Source organism: Janthinobacterium sp. 75, from assembly GCF_004365495.1.
Classification (GTDB): Bacteria; Pseudomonadota; Gammaproteobacteria; order Burkholderiales; family Burkholderiaceae_D; genus Janthinobacterium.
In genome coordinates, this window is record NZ_SORD01000001.1 from 1,670,125 (window position 1) to 1,686,336 (window position 16,212).

At 64.7% G+C, this 16,212-nt stretch carries 12 protein-coding genes; 11 read left to right on the plus strand and 1 reads right to left on the minus strand.

Features of this window, described 5'->3' with window-relative positions; genetic code table 11:
• Positions 1 to 299 precede the first annotated feature (299 nt).
• From fabI to C8C89_RS07700, 11 genes are all read left to right on the plus strand, one after another.
• Positions 300 to 1,085 carry an enoyl-ACP reductase FabI gene (gene fabI / locus C8C89_RS07645; RefSeq protein ID WP_101482825.1) on the plus strand — a complete coding sequence of 262 codons (786 nt, stop codon included), beginning with the start codon at positions 300 to 302 and terminating at the stop codon, positions 1,083 to 1,085.
• A 10-nt stretch (positions 1,086 to 1,095) separates the two neighbouring features.
• A complete protein-coding gene (locus tag C8C89_RS07650) occupies positions 1,096 to 2,541 on the plus strand; it encodes an efflux transporter outer membrane subunit (protein ID WP_101482824.1) in 1,446 nt (481 codons plus the stop codon).
• 17 nt (positions 2,542 to 2,558) lie between these two features.
• Positions 2,559 to 3,632, plus strand: coding sequence for an HlyD family efflux transporter periplasmic adaptor subunit (locus C8C89_RS07655; RefSeq protein WP_101482823.1), 1,074 nt, complete (start codon positions 2,559 to 2,561; stop codon positions 3,630 to 3,632).
• A gap of 2 nt (positions 3,633 to 3,634) precedes the next feature.
• Positions 3,635 to 6,382 carry a ribosome-associated ATPase/putative transporter RbbA gene (rbbA, locus tag C8C89_RS07660; protein ID WP_133989266.1) on the plus strand — a complete coding sequence of 916 codons (2,748 nt, stop codon included), beginning with the start codon at positions 3,635 to 3,637 and terminating at the stop codon, positions 6,380 to 6,382.
• Positions 6,383 to 6,386: 4 nt separating this feature from the next.
• Positions 6,387 to 7,511 carry an ABC transporter permease gene (locus C8C89_RS07665; protein WP_101482821.1) on the plus strand — a complete coding sequence of 375 codons (1,125 nt, stop codon included), beginning with the start codon at positions 6,387 to 6,389 and terminating at the stop codon, positions 7,509 to 7,511.
• 102 nt (positions 7,512 to 7,613) lie between these two features.
• Positions 7,614 to 9,848, plus strand: a complete 2,235-nt coding sequence (locus C8C89_RS07670; RefSeq protein WP_243858262.1) for a DUF3141 domain-containing protein — start codon at positions 7,614 to 7,616, stop codon at positions 9,846 to 9,848.
• Positions 9,849 to 9,857: 9 nt separating this feature from the next.
• Positions 9,858 to 11,273, plus strand: a complete 1,416-nt coding sequence (locus tag C8C89_RS07675) for a bifunctional enoyl-CoA hydratase/phosphate acetyltransferase (protein ID WP_133993216.1) — start codon at positions 9,858 to 9,860, stop codon at positions 11,271 to 11,273.
• Positions 11,270 to 12,490, plus strand: a complete 1,221-nt coding sequence (locus C8C89_RS07680; RefSeq protein WP_101482820.1) for an acetate/propionate family kinase — start codon at positions 11,270 to 11,272, stop codon at positions 12,488 to 12,490. Before C8C89_RS07675 ends, C8C89_RS07680 begins: the two co-directional genes overlap by 4 nt.
• Positions 12,491 to 12,703: 213 nt before the next feature.
• A complete protein-coding gene (locus C8C89_RS07685; RefSeq protein WP_101482819.1) occupies positions 12,704 to 13,180 on the plus strand; it encodes a hypothetical protein in 477 nt (158 codons plus the stop codon).
• Between the two features lie 165 nt (positions 13,181 to 13,345).
• Positions 13,346 to 15,595: a M43 family zinc metalloprotease gene (locus C8C89_RS07695; protein WP_208327685.1), complete on the plus strand. Its 2,250-nt coding sequence runs from the start codon at positions 13,346 to 13,348 to the stop codon at positions 15,593 to 15,595.
• Positions 15,596 to 15,620: 25 nt separating this feature from the next.
• Positions 15,621 to 15,965, plus strand: a complete 345-nt coding sequence (locus tag C8C89_RS07700; RefSeq protein WP_133989267.1) for a hypothetical protein — start codon at positions 15,621 to 15,623, stop codon at positions 15,963 to 15,965.
• Here C8C89_RS07700 and C8C89_RS07705 read toward each other — a convergent pair.
• Positions 15,962 to 16,150, minus strand: a complete 189-nt coding sequence (locus C8C89_RS07705; RefSeq protein ID WP_101482817.1) for a LuxR C-terminal-related transcriptional regulator — start codon at positions 16,148 to 16,150, stop codon at positions 15,962 to 15,964. The genes C8C89_RS07700 and C8C89_RS07705 overlap by 4 nt on opposite strands.
• Positions 16,151 to 16,212: the final 62 nt, after the last annotated feature.

Genomic DNA, 16,212 nt, shown 5'->3' on the forward strand with positions numbered 1-16,212 from the left:
CGGATCGGACTTATCACGAATCACGCTTCTAAATGCTGTAGAGTAATTTCGCCCCGTACCAGTTCCCCGAGAATGCACTGGTGCTGGCCTCGAATTTCAGTGACGGAAGCCCGATTCATGAAGATGCAGATCCCCGCGCCTGACGCGTGCAGTACCTTACACCCCCACACTCCCATTGCCTTGCCGTATGCGCGTGCCGGCGGCGTTACCCTGGCCATTTGCGCCGCCGCCATGCGTGCCGGCGCAGTGCGATGCGTGCATGCGGCCACTCCCTGGCCCGCACTGCGTCCTGTTCAGGCATGACGGCCGCCTTGCAGCAGTACTTGCCTTTGCAGGGCAAGCGGGGGCTGGTGGTCGGTATCGCCAACGCGCAAAGCATCGCCTGGGGCTGCGCCAGCGCATTGCGCGCAGCCGGTGCCGAACTGGCAGTCACCTGGCTCAATGACAAGGCCCGTCCACATGTGGAACCGTTGGCGCAGCAAGTGCAGGCGGCCATCATGGCGCCACTCGACGTGGCCGTGCCGGGCCAGCTCGAAGCGCTGTTTGCGCAGATCGCGCAGCAGTGGGGGGGGCTCGATTTTGTGGTCCATTCCATCGCTTACGCGCCCAAACAAGACTTGCATGGCCGCGTGACGGACAGTTCGGCTGACGGCTTCGCGCAGGCGATGGATATCTCCTGCCACTCCCTCATGCGCATGGCGAAGCTGGCCGAACCCCTGATGCCGGACGGCGGCAGCCTGATGACCATGAGTTACCTGGGCGCCGAGGAAGTCATTGCCGATTATGGCTTGATGGGACCCGTGAAGGCGGCGCTGGAAGCATCGGTGCGCTACCTGGCCGCCGAACTGGGCCCGCAAGGCATCCGCGTCAATGCCATCTCGCCGGGTCCTCTGGAGACCCGGGCCGCTTCCGGCATTGCCCATTTCGACCGCCTGATGGCCGACGCCATCGAACGCTCGCCCATGCGGCGCCTGGCCACTATCGAGGACGTGGGCGCGTTGTGCGCCTTCCTCGCCGGCGACGGCGCGCGCGCCATCACGGGTGGCACCCTGTATGTCGATGGCGGCTACAACATTCTGAATTGACTGGAAGAAGATGATCATGCCTGTTCCCGCATTATCCGCGTGCGCCAGGATGGCCGCGCTGGCCACCACGCTTGCCCTGGCCGGCTGCGCCTCGATGGCGCCGCCGTACGCGCCACCGCCGCTCCCCGTGGCGGAGCAGTATCCGGAAACCGATTCCGCCGGCGCGCACGCGGCCGATATCGCCTGGCAAGCCTATTTTGCCGATGCGCGCCTGCAGGCGCTGATTACGCAGGCGCTGGCCAGCAACCGCGATATCCGCATCGCCGCCCTGCGCGTGGAAGAGGCGCGCGCCGCGTATGGCATACAGCGCGCGGAGCAGTTCCCCACCATCGCGCTGGGCGCTTCCGGCAGCCGTGCGCGCGTGCCCGGTGACCTGAGCGTGACGGGCCGCCCCATGACAAGCGCGCAGTACCAGGCGGGCTTGAACGTGAGCGCATGGGAGCTCGATTTCTGGGGCCGCGTGCGCAGCCTGAAGGACAGCGCGCTGCAAACCTTGCTGGCCAGCGACGAGGCGCGCCGCGCCGTCGGCGTGGCCCTGGTGGCGCAGGTGGCCAATGGCTACCTGGGCTTGCGCGAACTGGATGAACGGGTGGCGCTGGCGCGCGCCACGGTCGACAGCCGCGCCGAGTCGCTGCGCATCTTTACGCGTCGCTTCGAGGTCGGTTCGATTTCCAAGCTGGATCTGACGCAGGTGGAAACCCTGCTTAGCCAGGCCTTGTCGCTGTCGGCGCAGCTGGAGCAGGCGCGTGCCGTCCAGGCGCACGCTCTGGCCCAGCTGGTGGGCGGCCCCGTCGACCTGACGCCGGTGGCTGGTGAGGTGCGCCGCTTCGATGACGCCAGCGTGCTGCAGCCCTTGCATGCGGGCTTGCCATCTGCCTTGCTGGCGCAGCGCCCCGACCTGGTGGCGGCCGAGCATCAGCTGCGCGCCGCGCACGCCAATATCGGCGCCGCGCGCGCCGCCTTCTTTCCCACCATTTCGCTGACGGCGGCCTACGGTACGGCCAGCGCTGAATTGAGCGGCCTGTTCGATTCGGGTAGCGGCGCCTGGAATTTCGCGCCGCGCCTGGTGCTGCCGATCTTTGACGCGGGCCGCATCCGCGCCAACATGGACCTGGCCGAGGTACGCCGCGACGTGGCCGTGGCCAATTATGAAAAGAGCGTTCAGGGCGCGTTTCGCGAAGTGGCCGACGCGTTGTCGAACCGGCGCTGGCTGGCGCTGCAGGTGGACATCGGCAAGACTACCCTGGCCGCGCAGAGCGAACGTGCGCGCCTGGCCAAGCTGCGCTACGACAATGGCGCCGCGCCCTACCTGGAAGTGCTTGATGCGCAGCGCGACCTGCTGACGGTCGAGCAGCAACTGGTGCAGACGCGCCGCGCGCTGCTCTCCAGCCAGGTCAGCCTGTATGCCGCCCTGGGCGGCGGCGCACCCGCTGCCGCCACCACGTTCTCCAATTAATTGCGATTGCCGACACCATGACTCCACAACTGAAGAAAAAACTCATCCCCGCCGCGCTGGTCGCCGCCGTTCTCATACTGGGCTTTGTGGCCTGGCAAAAAATGCGCCCCACCGGACCCGGTGAAGGTTTCGTCAGCGGCAATGGCCGCATCGAAGCAACCGAAATCGACGTCGCCACCAAGCTGTCCGGCCGCGTCAAGGACATCCTCGTGCGCGAGGGCGACTTCGTGAAGGCGGGCCAGCCGCTGGCCACCATGCAGGTGGACTCGCTGACGGCGCAGCGTGACGAGGCGCGCGCGCGCCAGCAGCAGGCGTCCGACGCGGTGGTCGGTGCGCAGGCCCAGGTGGCCGTGCGCGAGAGCGACAAGGCGGCCGCGCTGGCGCTGGTGGCGCAGCGTGAAAGCGAACTCGATGCGGCCCGGCGCCGCCTGGCCCGCTCGGAAACCTTGTCGAAAGAGGGCGCTTCCTCGGTGCAGGAACTTGACGATGACCGCGCCCGCGTGCGCAGCGTGGCCGCAGCCCTGAATGCGGCCAAGGCGCAGGTCACGGCGGCGCAGGCGGCCATCGATGCGGCCAAGGCACAGGTGGTCGGTTCGCGTTCCGCAGTGACGGCCGCCGAAGCGACCACCGCACGCATCGACGCCGACCTGGCCGATGGCCAGCTGGCCGCGCCGCGCGACGGCCGCGTGCAATACCTGGTGGCGCAGCAGGGTGAAGTACTTGCCGGTGGCGGCAAGGTCCTCAACCTGGTCGACCTGTCGGACGTCTACATGACTTTCTTCCTGCCCGAGACGGCGGCTGGCAAGGTGGCGATGGGCGGCGAAGTGCGCATCATCCTCGACGCAGCGCCCAACTACGTGATTCCGGCAACGATCTCGTTTGTCGCTGCCAGCGCGCAGTTCACGCCGAAGACGGTGGAAACGGCCAGCGAGCGTCAGAAGCTGATGTTCCGCGTGAAAGCCCAGATCAGCCGCGAGCTGCTGCAAAAGCATTTGGCGCTGGTGAAAGTGGGCTTGCCCGGCGTAGCCTGGGTGCGTCTCGATACAAAGCAGGCATGGCCGGCTGAACTGACGGCCAAGGTTCCGCAGTGACCATGGACGTGACCCCATTTGTCGTCAGCATCAAGGGCGTCAGCCAGCATTACGGCAAGACGGTGGCGCTCGATGGCATCGACCTCGATGTGCCGGCCGGCCGCATGGTGGGCTTGATCGGGCCCGATGGCGTGGGCAAATCAAGCCTGCTGTCGCTGGTGGCCGGCGCGCGCGTCGTGCAGCAAGGCAGCGTGATGGCGCTGGGCGGCGACATGCGCGATGCGCGCCATCGCGACGATGTCTGCCCGCGCATCGCCTACATGCCGCAAGGCCTGGGCAAGAATCTGTATCCGACCCTGTCGGTCGAGGAAAACCTGCAGTTCTTCGCGCGTCTGTTCGGCCACGATGCCGCCGAACGCCGCCGCCGCATCGACCAGCTGACCCGCAGCACGGGCTTGCATCCCTTCCTGGCGCGCCCGGCGGGCAAACTGTCGGGTGGCATGAAGCAGAAACTGGGCCTGTGCTGCGCCCTGATCCACGATCCCGACCTGCTCATTCTGGATGAACCGACCACCGGCGTCGACCCGCTGGCGCGCGCCCAGTTCTGGGACTTGATCGCCGGCATCCGCGTGCAGCGCCCGCAGATGAGCGTGATGGTCGCCACCGCCTACATGGACGAAGCGCAGCGCTTCGACTGGCTGGTCGCCATGGATGACGGCAAGGTGCTTGATACGGGCACTCCGGCCGAACTGCTGGCGCGTACGCAAAGCGATAACCTGGAGGCCGCCTTCATCAAGCTGCTGCCCGAAGCCAAGCGGGCGGGCCATCAGCCAGTGGTGATCACGCCGCTCGATGCCGCCAGTGCGCAGGATGTCGCCATCGAGGCGCAGGACCTGACCATGCGCTTCGGCGATTTTACGGCCGTCGATCATGTGAATTTCCGCATTGGCCGCGGTGAGATCTTCGGCTTTCTCGGCTCGAACGGTTGCGGCAAGTCGACCACCATGAAGATGCTCACGGGCCTGCTGCCGGCGACGGAAGGCAAGGCCTGGCTGTTCGGCAAGGAAGTCGATTCCAACGATATCGACACGCGCCGAAGAGTCGGCTATATGTCGCAGGCGTTTTCGCTGTACAGTGAATTGACGGTGCGCCAGAACCTGGTGCTGCATGCGCGCCTGTTCCACGTGCCGGAAGCGGAAATCGCTGCCCGCATCGATGAAATGGCGCAGCGCTTCGACTTGCGCGCAGTGATGGACGACTTGCCCGACAGCCTTCCGCTGGGCATACGCCAGCGCTTGTCGCTGGCCGTGGCCATGGTGCACAAGCCGGAGATGCTGATCCTCGACGAACCCACGTCCGGCGTCGACCCGATCGCGCGCGACAATTTCTGGCGCCTGATGATCGAGCTGGCGCGGCGCGACCGCGTTACCATCTTCATCTCCACCCACTTCATGAACGAGGCCGAGCGCTGCGACCGCATCTCGCTGATGCATGCGGGTAAAGTGCTGGTCAGCGATGCACCGGCAGAACTGGTGCGCAAGAAGGGTGCACCATCGCTGGAAGCGGCCTTCATCGCCTACCTGGAAGAAGCGGGTGGTGGCACGGCAGCGGCGACAGTGGCGGAAACGGCGGCACCCTTGCAGGAAGCGGTAGCGCAGGCGCCGCAGCAGAAGCAGCAGCGAAGCCGCTTCAGTCTTGGGCGCATGCTCAGCTACATGTGGCGCGAAACGCTGGAATTGCGCCGCGATCCCGTGCGCCTGACGCTCGCGCTGGGGGGCTCCGTGCTGCTGCTGTTCGTCATCGGCTTCGGCATCAGCCTGGACGTCGAAGACCTCAGTTATGCGGTGCTCGATCACGACCAGACGACCCTGAGCCAGAATTACACAAACAACCTGGCTGGCTCGCGCTACTTTGTCGAGCGCCCGCCGCTGCGCGACTACGCCGATATCGACAAGCGCATGCGCAGCGGCGAATTGTCGCTGGCCATCGAGATTCCCCCTGGCTTTGCGCGCGACGTGCAGCGCGGCGCGCCTGCGCAGGTGGGAGCGTGGATCGACGGCGCGATGCCGATGCGCGCCGAAACCGTGCAGGGCTACGTGCAGGGCATGCATCAACTGTGGCTGGCCGACCAGGCCTTGCACCGCTATGGCATCAAGATGAACAATCCCGTCGCCATCCAGACGCGCTACCGCTACAACCCGGACGTGAAAAGCCTGCCAGCCATGGTGCCGGCCGTGATTCCTTTGTTGCTGCTGATGCTGCCGGCCATGCTCGCTGCGCTATCCGTGGTGCGCGAAAAGGAACTGGGTTCCATCATCAATCTGTACGTGACCCCCGTCACGCGCCTGGAATTCTTGCTCGGCAAGCAGGTGCCTTACGTGCTGCTGGCCATGCTCAACTTCGTGCTCATGGCCCTGCTGGCGGTGACGGCCTTCGGTGTGCCGATCAAGGGAAGCTTGCCGACCTTGATCGGCGCTACCTTCATCTTCAACATCTGCGCCACCGGCATCGGCCTGTTCGCCTCGACGTTTACGCGCAGCCAGATCGCGGCCTTGTTCGTGACCATGATCGGCACCATGATCCCGGCCATCCAGTTTTCCGGCCTGCTCAATCCTGTCTCCTCGATGGAAGGCGTGGGCAAGGCGATCGGCCTGATGTACCCGGCCACGCACATGCTCAATATCAGCCGCGGCGTATTCAACAAGGCGCTGGGATTCGGCGACCTGCACGCCTCGTTCTGGCCTCTGATCGTGGCGATCCCCGTGATCCTCGGCGTGACGGTGGCGCTGCTGAAGAAACAGGAGTCGTAAACGTATGCGCCATCTTGAAAATATCTACCGCCTGGGCGTGAAGGAAATCTGGAGCCTGATCCGCGATCCGATGATGCTGGTCCTGATTTTGTATACCTTTACGCTGGCGATCTACGTGGCCGCCACGGCCAAGCCGGAAACCTTGCACATGGCCTCGATCGCCATCGTCGACGAGGACGGATCGCCGCTGTCCGGACGCATCGCCTCGGCCTTTTTCCCGCCGCAGTTCACGCCGCCGGCCATGATCAACCAGAGCCAGGTCGATGCGGGCCTGGACGCGGGGCAGTACACCTTCGTGCTGACGATACCGCCCAAGCTGCAGTCGGACGTGCTGGGGGGGCGCCAGGCGGAGTTGCAGCTGAACGTGGATGCCACACGCATGAGCCAGGCTTTCAGCGGCAGCGGCTACATCCAGCAGATCGTCGCCGGCGAAGTGGCCGAATTCGCCAAGCGCTATCGCGGCGCAACGGTCTCGCCGGTGGAGCTGGTGATGCGCGCGCGCTTCAATCCTTCGCTGAGCCAGGCATGGTTTGGCTCGCTGATGGAAATCATCAACCAGGTGACGATGCTGTCAATCATCCTGACTGGCGCGGCCCTGATCCGCGAGCGCGAACACGGCACCATCGAGCACTTGCTGGTGATGCCCGTGACGCCGGCCGAAATCATGCTGGGCAAGGTATGGTCGATGGGCCTGGTGGTGCTGCTGGCCGCCGCCCTGTCGCTGAACCTGGTGGTGCGCGGCATGCTGCATGTGCCGATCGAAGGCTCGATCGCGCTGTTCCTGTGCGGCGCGGCCCTGCACCTGTTTGCCACCACCTCGATGGGTATTTTCCTGGCCACCGTGGCGCGCAGCATGCCGCAGTTCGGCATGCTCCTGATCCTCGTGCTGCTGCCGCTGCAGATGCTCTCGGGCGGCAGCACGCCGCGCGAAAGCATGCCCGAGCTGGTGCAGAACATCATGCTGATCGCGCCGACCACGCATTTCGTCGAATTGAGCCAGGCGATCCTGTACCGGGGCGCCGGCATCGACGTGGTGTGGAAACCGTTCCTGGCACTGCTGGCCATTGGTACGGCCTTGTTTACCTTCGCGCTGGCGCGCTTTCGCAAGACCATCAGCCAGATGGCGTAGCCCCCGTGCCGGAATGTTCCGGCGTTTGTTTGCATGAAAAGGATAGCCATGAAGATCGAAACTGCTCCATTTTTCTCCACCGGCGGCTTGCCGTCCCTGGGCATGCTGGGCGACTATGCACGCGACTCGTGGCAGCGCATCGTGCTGTACGCCGATGTGATGCGCCGGCGCGGCAACCAGTACCAGGAACATCTGGCCGAGGACGTGCCGAACGTGCTGGATTTTCCCGCCGAACTGGTGATGTCCGGCCTGGAGCTTGCGCGTCCCGTCAACTACGGCCTGGCGCGCATATTGACGCCCGATGCACCGGAGCCCGATCAAGCCAAGCGGCCGTTCGTCGTCGTTGATCCGCGCGCCGGCCACGGTCCCGGCATCGGCGGCTTCAAGGCCGAGAGCGAAATCGGCGTGGCCCTGCGCGCCGGACATCCGTGCTACTTCATCGGCTTCCTGCCCGATCCCGTGCCGGGACAGACGGTGGAAGACGTGATGCACGCCGAGGCGGCCTTCCTGGAAAAAGTCATCGCCCTGCATCCTCTGAGCGAGGGCAAGCCTGTCGTCATCGGCAATTGCCAGGCGGGCTGGCAAATCCTCATGACCGCGGCCATGCGACCGGAGCTGTTCGGCCCCATCATCGTTGCCGGCGCACCCGTGTCGTACTGGGCCGGCTGGCATGGCCGCAACCCGATGCGCTACGCGGGTGGGCTGATGGGCGGCAGCTGGGCCACGGCGCTGGCGGGCGACCTGGGCAACGGCCGTTTCGACGGCGCCAGCTTGGTGCAGAATTTCGAGAAGCTGAATCCGGCCAACACCCTGTGGAGCAAGCAGTACAACCTGTACGCGCACATCGATACGGAAGCGCCCCGTTACCTGGAATTTGAAAAATACTGGGGCGGCCACGTGTTCCTCAACGATGTCGAGATGCAGTACATCGTCGACAATCTGTTCATCGGCAACCGCCTGGCCACGGCGGAGTTGATCACCTCCGACGGCGTGCGCCTGGACTTGCGCAATATCCGTTCGCCCATCGTCGTTTTCTGTTCGAACGGCGACAACATCACGCCGCCGCCGCAGGCCCTGGGCTGGATCACGGACCTGTACCGCGACGACAACGATGTGCTGCTGCACGACCAGACCATTGTGTATGCCGTACATGACAGCATCGGCCACCTGGGTATTTTCGTGTCGTCCAAGGTGGGACACAAGGAACACCAGAAATTCGCCAGCAATATCGACCTGATCAACCTGCTGCCGGCCGGCATTTACGAAGCGAGGATCGTCGACAAGACGCCTGATACGCCGAACGCCGACCTGGCCAGTGGCGACTATGTGCTGCAGGTCGAGCACCGCGGCATAGAGGACGTGCGCGCCATCGTGCAGCCAAGCGTGGAAAACGACCGCAAGTTCGCCGCTGCCGCGCGCGTGTCCGAGGTGAACCTGGCACTGTACCGTACCTTCGCGCAACCGTGGGTACGCGCCATGGTCACGCCGCAGTCGGCACGCTTCCTGCAGCTCACGCATCCGCTGCGCGTGTCGTACGAGCGCTGGACGGACCACAATCCTTTGGCCAGGCTGGTAGCCAAGGAGGCGGAGAAAGTGCGTGCTCACCGCCAACCGGTGGCGCCGGACAACCCGCTGCTGGCCATGCAGGAGGCCATCTCCGGCGCCATCACGGCCAGCTTGAACAGTTGGCGCGACTGGCGCGATACCGTGCAGGAAACGACCTTCGACCTGGTGTACGGTTCGCCCCTGGTACAGGCGCTGACGGGACAAGCCATCGGCGACGCTACGCCGCCGCGCCCCCACCCTGGCATCTCGCCCGAGCACTGCGAATACGTGCGCTGCGAAACGCGCAAGATGGACGAGGACATGCAGCACGGCGGCCTGGTGGAAGCGGCCGTACGCGCACTGTTCTACATCTACCGCTTCCGCATGATCGCCGACGAGCGCCGCGTCAACCTGGCCCTCAAACTGGTCAAGCCGCAATACACGCAAGGCTTCAACATGGAAGAATTCCGCGGCATTGTGCGCCAGCAGGCACGTTTGATGCTGCATGATTTCGATGCCGCCATCTCCACCTTGCCAACTTTGCTGTCGCGTGCAGAACCGGATGCCATCGGCGCGCTGGGCGAATGGCTGCAGCAAGTGCTGCAAGTGCCCGAAGCGCCCACGCCGGATGAGGAAGCAAGCCTGCAGCAGATGCTGGCGGTATTCGATCGTGCGATCAAGGCGCATGCGAAGGCGCTGCCGGCGGCCGCACGCGCATCCCAGCCTGCATCTCAGCTTGCTCCCCCGGCCAAGGCCAAAGGAAAACCTGCCAAAAACATTATCTCTGCATAGAAGACCATGATGACTACTACCCAAGACGATGATTTGCATATCGTGCGTAACCGCACCTTCGACCAGATCGCCATCGGCGACAGCGCCAGCATCACGCGCACCCTGAGCATGGACGATATCGCCCTGTTTGCGGTGATGTCGGGCGATGACAACCCGCAGCACCTGGATGCCGAATTTGCAGCCTCCAGCCGCTACGAGGGCGTCATCGCTCACGGCATGTGGGGCGCCGCCCTCATTTCCGCTGTGCTGGGCACGCGCCTGCCCGGCGCCGGCACTGTCTACACGGGTCAGACCCTGCGCTTCCTGCAGCCCGTGCGCGTGGGCGATACGCTGGCCATCAGCGTCACCGTCACCGCGCTCGAACCGCGCAACCGCCACGTGACTCTGGCCTGCCGCTGTGTTAACCAGCATGGCGCCGTGGTGCTCGACGGCGAAGCGCAGGTAATCGCGCCCGCCGAACAGATCGAAAGAGTGCGCGCTACCTTGCCTGAAGTTCGCCTGCATAACGGCGACGGCACGCGGCGCCTGCTCGAGCATGCGCGCACGCTGGGGCCGATCAAGGTGGCCGTGATCCATCCTTGCGATGAACTGAGCCTGTCGGGCGCGCTGGACGCCCATGCGGCCGGCCTGATCACGCCCGTGCTGGTGGCGCCGCGCGCGCGCCTGGAAGCGGTGGCGCTGGAGGCTGGTCTGAGTCTGGCCGGCATCGCCATCGAGGACGTCGAACATAGCCATGCCGCCGCCGCGCGTGGCGCCGAGCTGGCAGGCAAGGGCGAAGTCGAGGCGCTGATGAAGGGCAGCCTGCACACGGATGAATTGATGTCGGCCGTGCTGTCTGCCAGCGCCGGCTTGCGCACCAAGCGCCGCATCAGCCACTGCTTCCTGATGCAGACACCTGCGTATCCGCGCCCCTTCATCATCACGGACGCGGCCATCAATATCGCGCCGAACCTGGCCATGAAGGCCGACATCGTGCGCAACGCCATCGACCTGGCGCACGTAATCGGCGTGGCCAGGCCGCGCGTGGCCATCCTGGCCGCCGTGGAAACGGTGAATGCGGACATGCCTGCCACCCTGGATGCGGCCGCCCTGTGCAAGATGGCCGACCGCGGGCAGATCACGGGCGCCATCCTCGATGGCCCGCTGGCCTTCGATAATGCCGTCTCAATTGCTGCCGCCACTGTCAAGGGCATCGTCTCGGAAGTGGCGGGCCGTGCCGATATTTTGCTGGTGCCCGACCTGGAAAGCGGCAACATGCTGGCCAAGCAGCTTGAATACATGGGCGACGCGGACAGCGCCGGCATCGTGCTGGGGGCGAAGGTTCCCGTTATTCTCACCAGTCGCGCCGATTCGCGTGCCAGCCGCATCGCTTCGTGCGCCATCGCCGTGATGCTGGCCAATCATTACCGGAGCACGCCACCATGAGCGCAGCAGTCCAACATGCCGCCGATGGCGCCCTGATCCTGGTGCTCAATTGCGGCTCGTCGAGCATCAAGTTCGCCCTGTTCGAGCAAGCGGGTGGCGTGCTGCCGCAGCAGGCGCAATGGAGCGGCAAGGTCGAAGGCATCGGCCGCGAGAACGCCACTTACCGCGCCGGCGGCCTGCCGGCCGTATCCCTGCAGCTCGATCCGGAGCAGCCCCATCACGCAGCCCTCGAAACCATCCGTGCGCAGGTCGTGGCGCAGCTGGCCGGGCGCCCGCTGCGCGCCGTGGCGCACCGCGTGGTGCATGGCGGCAGCAAGTATTTCTCCCCCGTGCGCATCGATTTTGCCGTGTTGTCGGACCTGAAAAGTTTCGTTCCATTGGCGCCGCTGCACCAGCCTTTCGCACTGGAGGCGATCGAGGTGCTGCTGGAATCGCGTCCCGATATCGCCCAGGTGGCGTGCTTCGACACGGCCTTTCACCACACGGTGCCGCAGGTCGAACAGATGCTGGCCCTGCCTTACGATGCATGGGAGCGGGGCTTGCGCCGCTATGGCTTCCACGGCCTGTCGTATGAATATCAGTCGCTGGTGCTGGAGCAGCGTTTTGGTGCTGTCGCGCGCGGCAAGGTCATCGTGGCCCACCTGGGCAGCGGCGCCAGCCTGTGCGCCATGGACAATTTGCACAGCGTTGCCACCACCATGGGTTTTTCCGCGCTCGATGGCCTGATGATGGGCACGCGCTGCGGTTCGCTCGATCCGGGTGCCGTCATCTACCTGATGGAAATCGAAAAACTGTCGCTGGAAAAGGTGGCGCATGTGCTGTACCACGAATCGGGCTTGCTGGGCGTGTCGGGCGTGTCGGCCGACCCACCAGTCTTGCTGGCGCAGCAGGACCGGCAGGATGCCACGGGCGAACGGATCCGCGCTGCGCTGGCCCTGTATATCCGCCGCATCGTGCGCGAGATCGGCGCCCTGACGGCCGTGCTGGGTGGGCTGGACATGCTGGTATTTACGGCCGGTATCGGCGAGCATAGCGCCGAACTGCGCCAGCGTATCTGCGCCGAACTGGGTTTCATCGGCCCGGTGCTTGACGCGGAGGCCAATGCGCGCAACGCCAGCCGCATTTCCAGCGATGCCAGCCGCATCGTGGTGGGCGTGGAGCCGGCCAATGAAGAGTGGGTGGCGGCACGCCACGCGGCGCTGGCAGTGAGCGCTTGAGGATTTGACAGTGCCATCGCACTCAGCGGAAATTTGCCGAATTGCACATATTTTCCGTTGAGTGCGCTAACGCACTGTGTGGTTTGCCAGTTATCTTTACTATGAAGTCATGCCATTGCGCTACATCAAGAAACAGCGCGATGCCTGGCAAATTTTGAACATTTTGCCCGCCTTTAGTAAGAATAAAATTAAACCATATTGAAAGGTCTCATCATGAACAAATTACTCGCCGCCCTGATCGCTACCCTGTTTGCCACCGCTGCCATCGCGCAAACGTCGCCAGTTACCCCAGCCGTTGCCAGCGCCCAAGCGTCTGCGCAGCATGACGTCAACAAGGCTGCCAACAAGGAAGCCAAAGTCGATGCCAAGGCTGACGCCAATGTCGCCAAGGCTGAAATGAAGGCTGACGAAAAGAAAGCCGACGCCCAGCACAAGGCGAACAAAACCAAGGCCAAGGCCCACGACAAAGTAGTCGATGCCGATCCGGAAGACAAAATGAAGGCGCAAGCCAAGGCTGACAAGGCTGCTGCCAAGGCCGATGCTAAAGCGGGCAAAACCTCCGTGAAAGCGGATGCCAAAGTCGCCAAGGAAAAAGTGGAAGCGAACGCCGATAAAGCCATCGCCGCCACCAAGACGGAAGAAGCCAAGGCCAAGGCCGACGCTGAAGTCAAGGCCGCCGCCGCCAAGTAATTTCCCGTTTGCGGGCCACGGCCTGCAAGCCCAAAAGACAGCTTCGGCTGTCTTTTTTTTCGCCTGCCGCTTTTCTTTTGCACCGCTTGCCAGTCTTGATCTGGCGCAAATGCTCCTCTTTTCGCCGTGCCATAGTGAATTGGCAAACAGACCAAGGGGGACATCATGAGCATCGCTAAAACGAAAAAATCACCGGCTACCAGTACGGCTGAAGGCACGCCAGCCATGTCCGCCATGCAATCCATGCCGGTCGAAGGTGACATGCAGGCCGACGCTGATGCGGCCGGCGGCGATGCCATGCCAGGCGGCGGCATGCTGCACGCATCGCATGGCACGGCTGGCACCAGTTGCATGCACGTGGGCGGTGGCGGCGGCATGGGGGACGACCGCGATAGTGGGGGCGGCGGAGGTGGCATGGGCGGCGACGGCGGCGGCCAGGGAGGGGGCACGCCGCAGACGCGTACCTGCGCCACGATGGACGTGCATCGCCGCCTGCTGAGCGAAGATCCTTCCTATGCCAGAGTGCGCGCCGATATCGAAAATCAGGCCGGATTGTACGAGGGCGACAGCGGCATTGCCGGACGTTCCGGCGCGACGCAGATACCGGTGGTCGTGCACGTGGTGTGGAATACGGCCGCGCAGAATATTTCGGTTGCGCAGATTGCCAGCCAGATCGACGTGCTGAACCGCGATTTCCGCCGCGTCAATCCGGATGTGAACGGCACGCCGGCGCCCTTCCTGCCGCTGACGGCCGATCCGCGCGTGGAGTTTGTGCTGGCCACGATCGATCCGCATGGCGCGGCCACCAGCGGCATCGAGCGGCGCCAGACGACGGTGACGTCCTTTGGTGCGGACGATGCCGTCAAGTCGCAGGCGACGGGCGGCATGGATGCCTGGCCAGCCGACAGTTACCTGAATATTTGGGTGTGCCAGCTGGGCGGCGGCTTGCTTGGCTACGCGCAGTTCCCCGGCGGCCCGGCCGCCACCGACGGCGTGGTGATCCTGCAATCGGCCTTTGGCACGAGCGGCACGGCGGCGCCACCGTTCCACCTGGGGCGTACGGCCACGCATGAAATCGGTCACTGGCTGAACCTGAATCATATCTGGGGCGACGACGGCACCGGATGCTCGGGCACCGACAACGTGGCCGACACGCCGAACCAGGGCGGGCCGAACACGGGCCAGCCCTCGTTTCCCCAGGTGTCCTGCAGCAACGGGCCGAATGGCGACATGTTCATGAACTATATGGATTATGTCGATGATCCGGCCATGTTCATGTTCACGGCAGGCCAGGTTGCGCGCATGCAGGCTTGTCTCGATGGCCCGCGCGCCAGCATCGGCACGGGGTCGGGCGGCACCGGCGCCACGCCGCGCCAGAGCTCATCTCCCGTCGTGCCCTGGGGCGCGAACCGCCTCGACGTCTTTGTGCCGGGCACGGACCGCGCGCTTAACCACAAGGCCTGGAATGGCACGGCCTGGGCGCCGTCCGTCACCGGATATGAAGGGCAGGGCGGCATCTGTACCAGTGCGCCGCAGGTGGTCTCGTGGGCGCCGAACCGGCTTGACGTATTTGTGACGGGCACCGACAGCGGCTTGTTCCACAAATGGTGGAATGGCACGGCCTGGGGACCGTCGCTGACAGCTTATGAATCCTTGGGCGGGCTGTGCGTGGGCGATCCCAGCGCCGTGGCCTGGGGGCCAAACCGCCTTGACGTGTTTGTCGTCGGTACGGACCGCGGCCTGTATCACAAGTGGTGGAATGGCGCCGCCTGGGGGCCATCCTTGACGGGCTACGAAGCCATGGGCGGCATCTGCCTGGGGCGGCCGGAAGCGGTAGCCTGGGGACCGAACCGCCTCGACGTCTTCGTGATCGGTTCCGACCATGCGCTGTACCACAAGTGGTGGAATGGCACGGCCTGGGAGCCGTCGCTGACGGGTTATGAGCGCCTGGGCGGCATCTGCACCTCGTTGCCGAAGGCGGTGGCGTGGGGGCCGAACCGCCTCGATGTGTTTGTCACGGGAACCGATGGCGCCCTGTACCACAAGTGGTGGGATGGCGCGCAATGGTGGCCGTCCAACGATGGCTTCGAGCGCCTCGGTGGCATCTGCGTGGGCGAAGTGGAAGCCGTGTCGTGGGCGCCAAACCGGCTCGACCTGTTCGTCATCGGCACGGACAGCGCCCTGTACCACAAGGCGTGGAATGGATCTGCCTGGTCGCCTTCCTTGACGGGCTTTGACAACCTGGGCGGCGTGTGCACCTCGCGGCCACGCGCCACGGCCTGGGCGCCGAATCGCCTCGATGTGTTTGTCACTGGCACGAATGGCGACCTGTTCCACAAGGCGTGGAACGGGACGGCCTGGTCGCCCTCCGTGAGCGGCTATGAAAGCCTGGGCGGCGTGGTATCGTGTTTCTGACGTCAATGTGTAAACGGGAGGCAGCATGCACGGCATGACAACGGCATTGCCCAGCGGTAGCTGGACGCATTCCTTCGAGGAGGATGCCGATGGTATCGAGGTGTACCGGCCCACGGCCACGTTCACCTTTCCTCCCAGCCGCAAGGGGCGCAAGGTGCTGGAGTTCGGCGCGCCCGCCGCCATGGCGCAGGAGGAGGCGACATTGACGTCCGTGGCACCCGGCCCCGATGACCGTCCCCGTGCCGGCTCCGTTACCCGGCTGCGGCCTTTGGGCATGGGGCGTTACGCGCTGGGCGATGCAAGCGGGGCGCAGGACGTGATCGATATCGTTGAAGCGACGCCCGAGGTGCTGCGCCTGTCGCGGCCTTAAAGCGCGCCTCGCAGCTTGTAGGCGAGCGCCGTGCGGTTGCCCACGCCGAGTTTCTGATAAATCGCATGTAGCTGGTTGCGTACGGTGGCCGGCGACTTGCCCAGCTCCCTGGCGATACTTTTGTACGGCAAGCCTTCGGCCGCCATGGCCGCGACCAGCCGCTCGGCCGGGGTCAGGCGCTGCATGTCGCTGTGCCTGAAAACTGACTTCTCATCCCTGTTCTCCTATCCATGGGCGGCATGCCGGT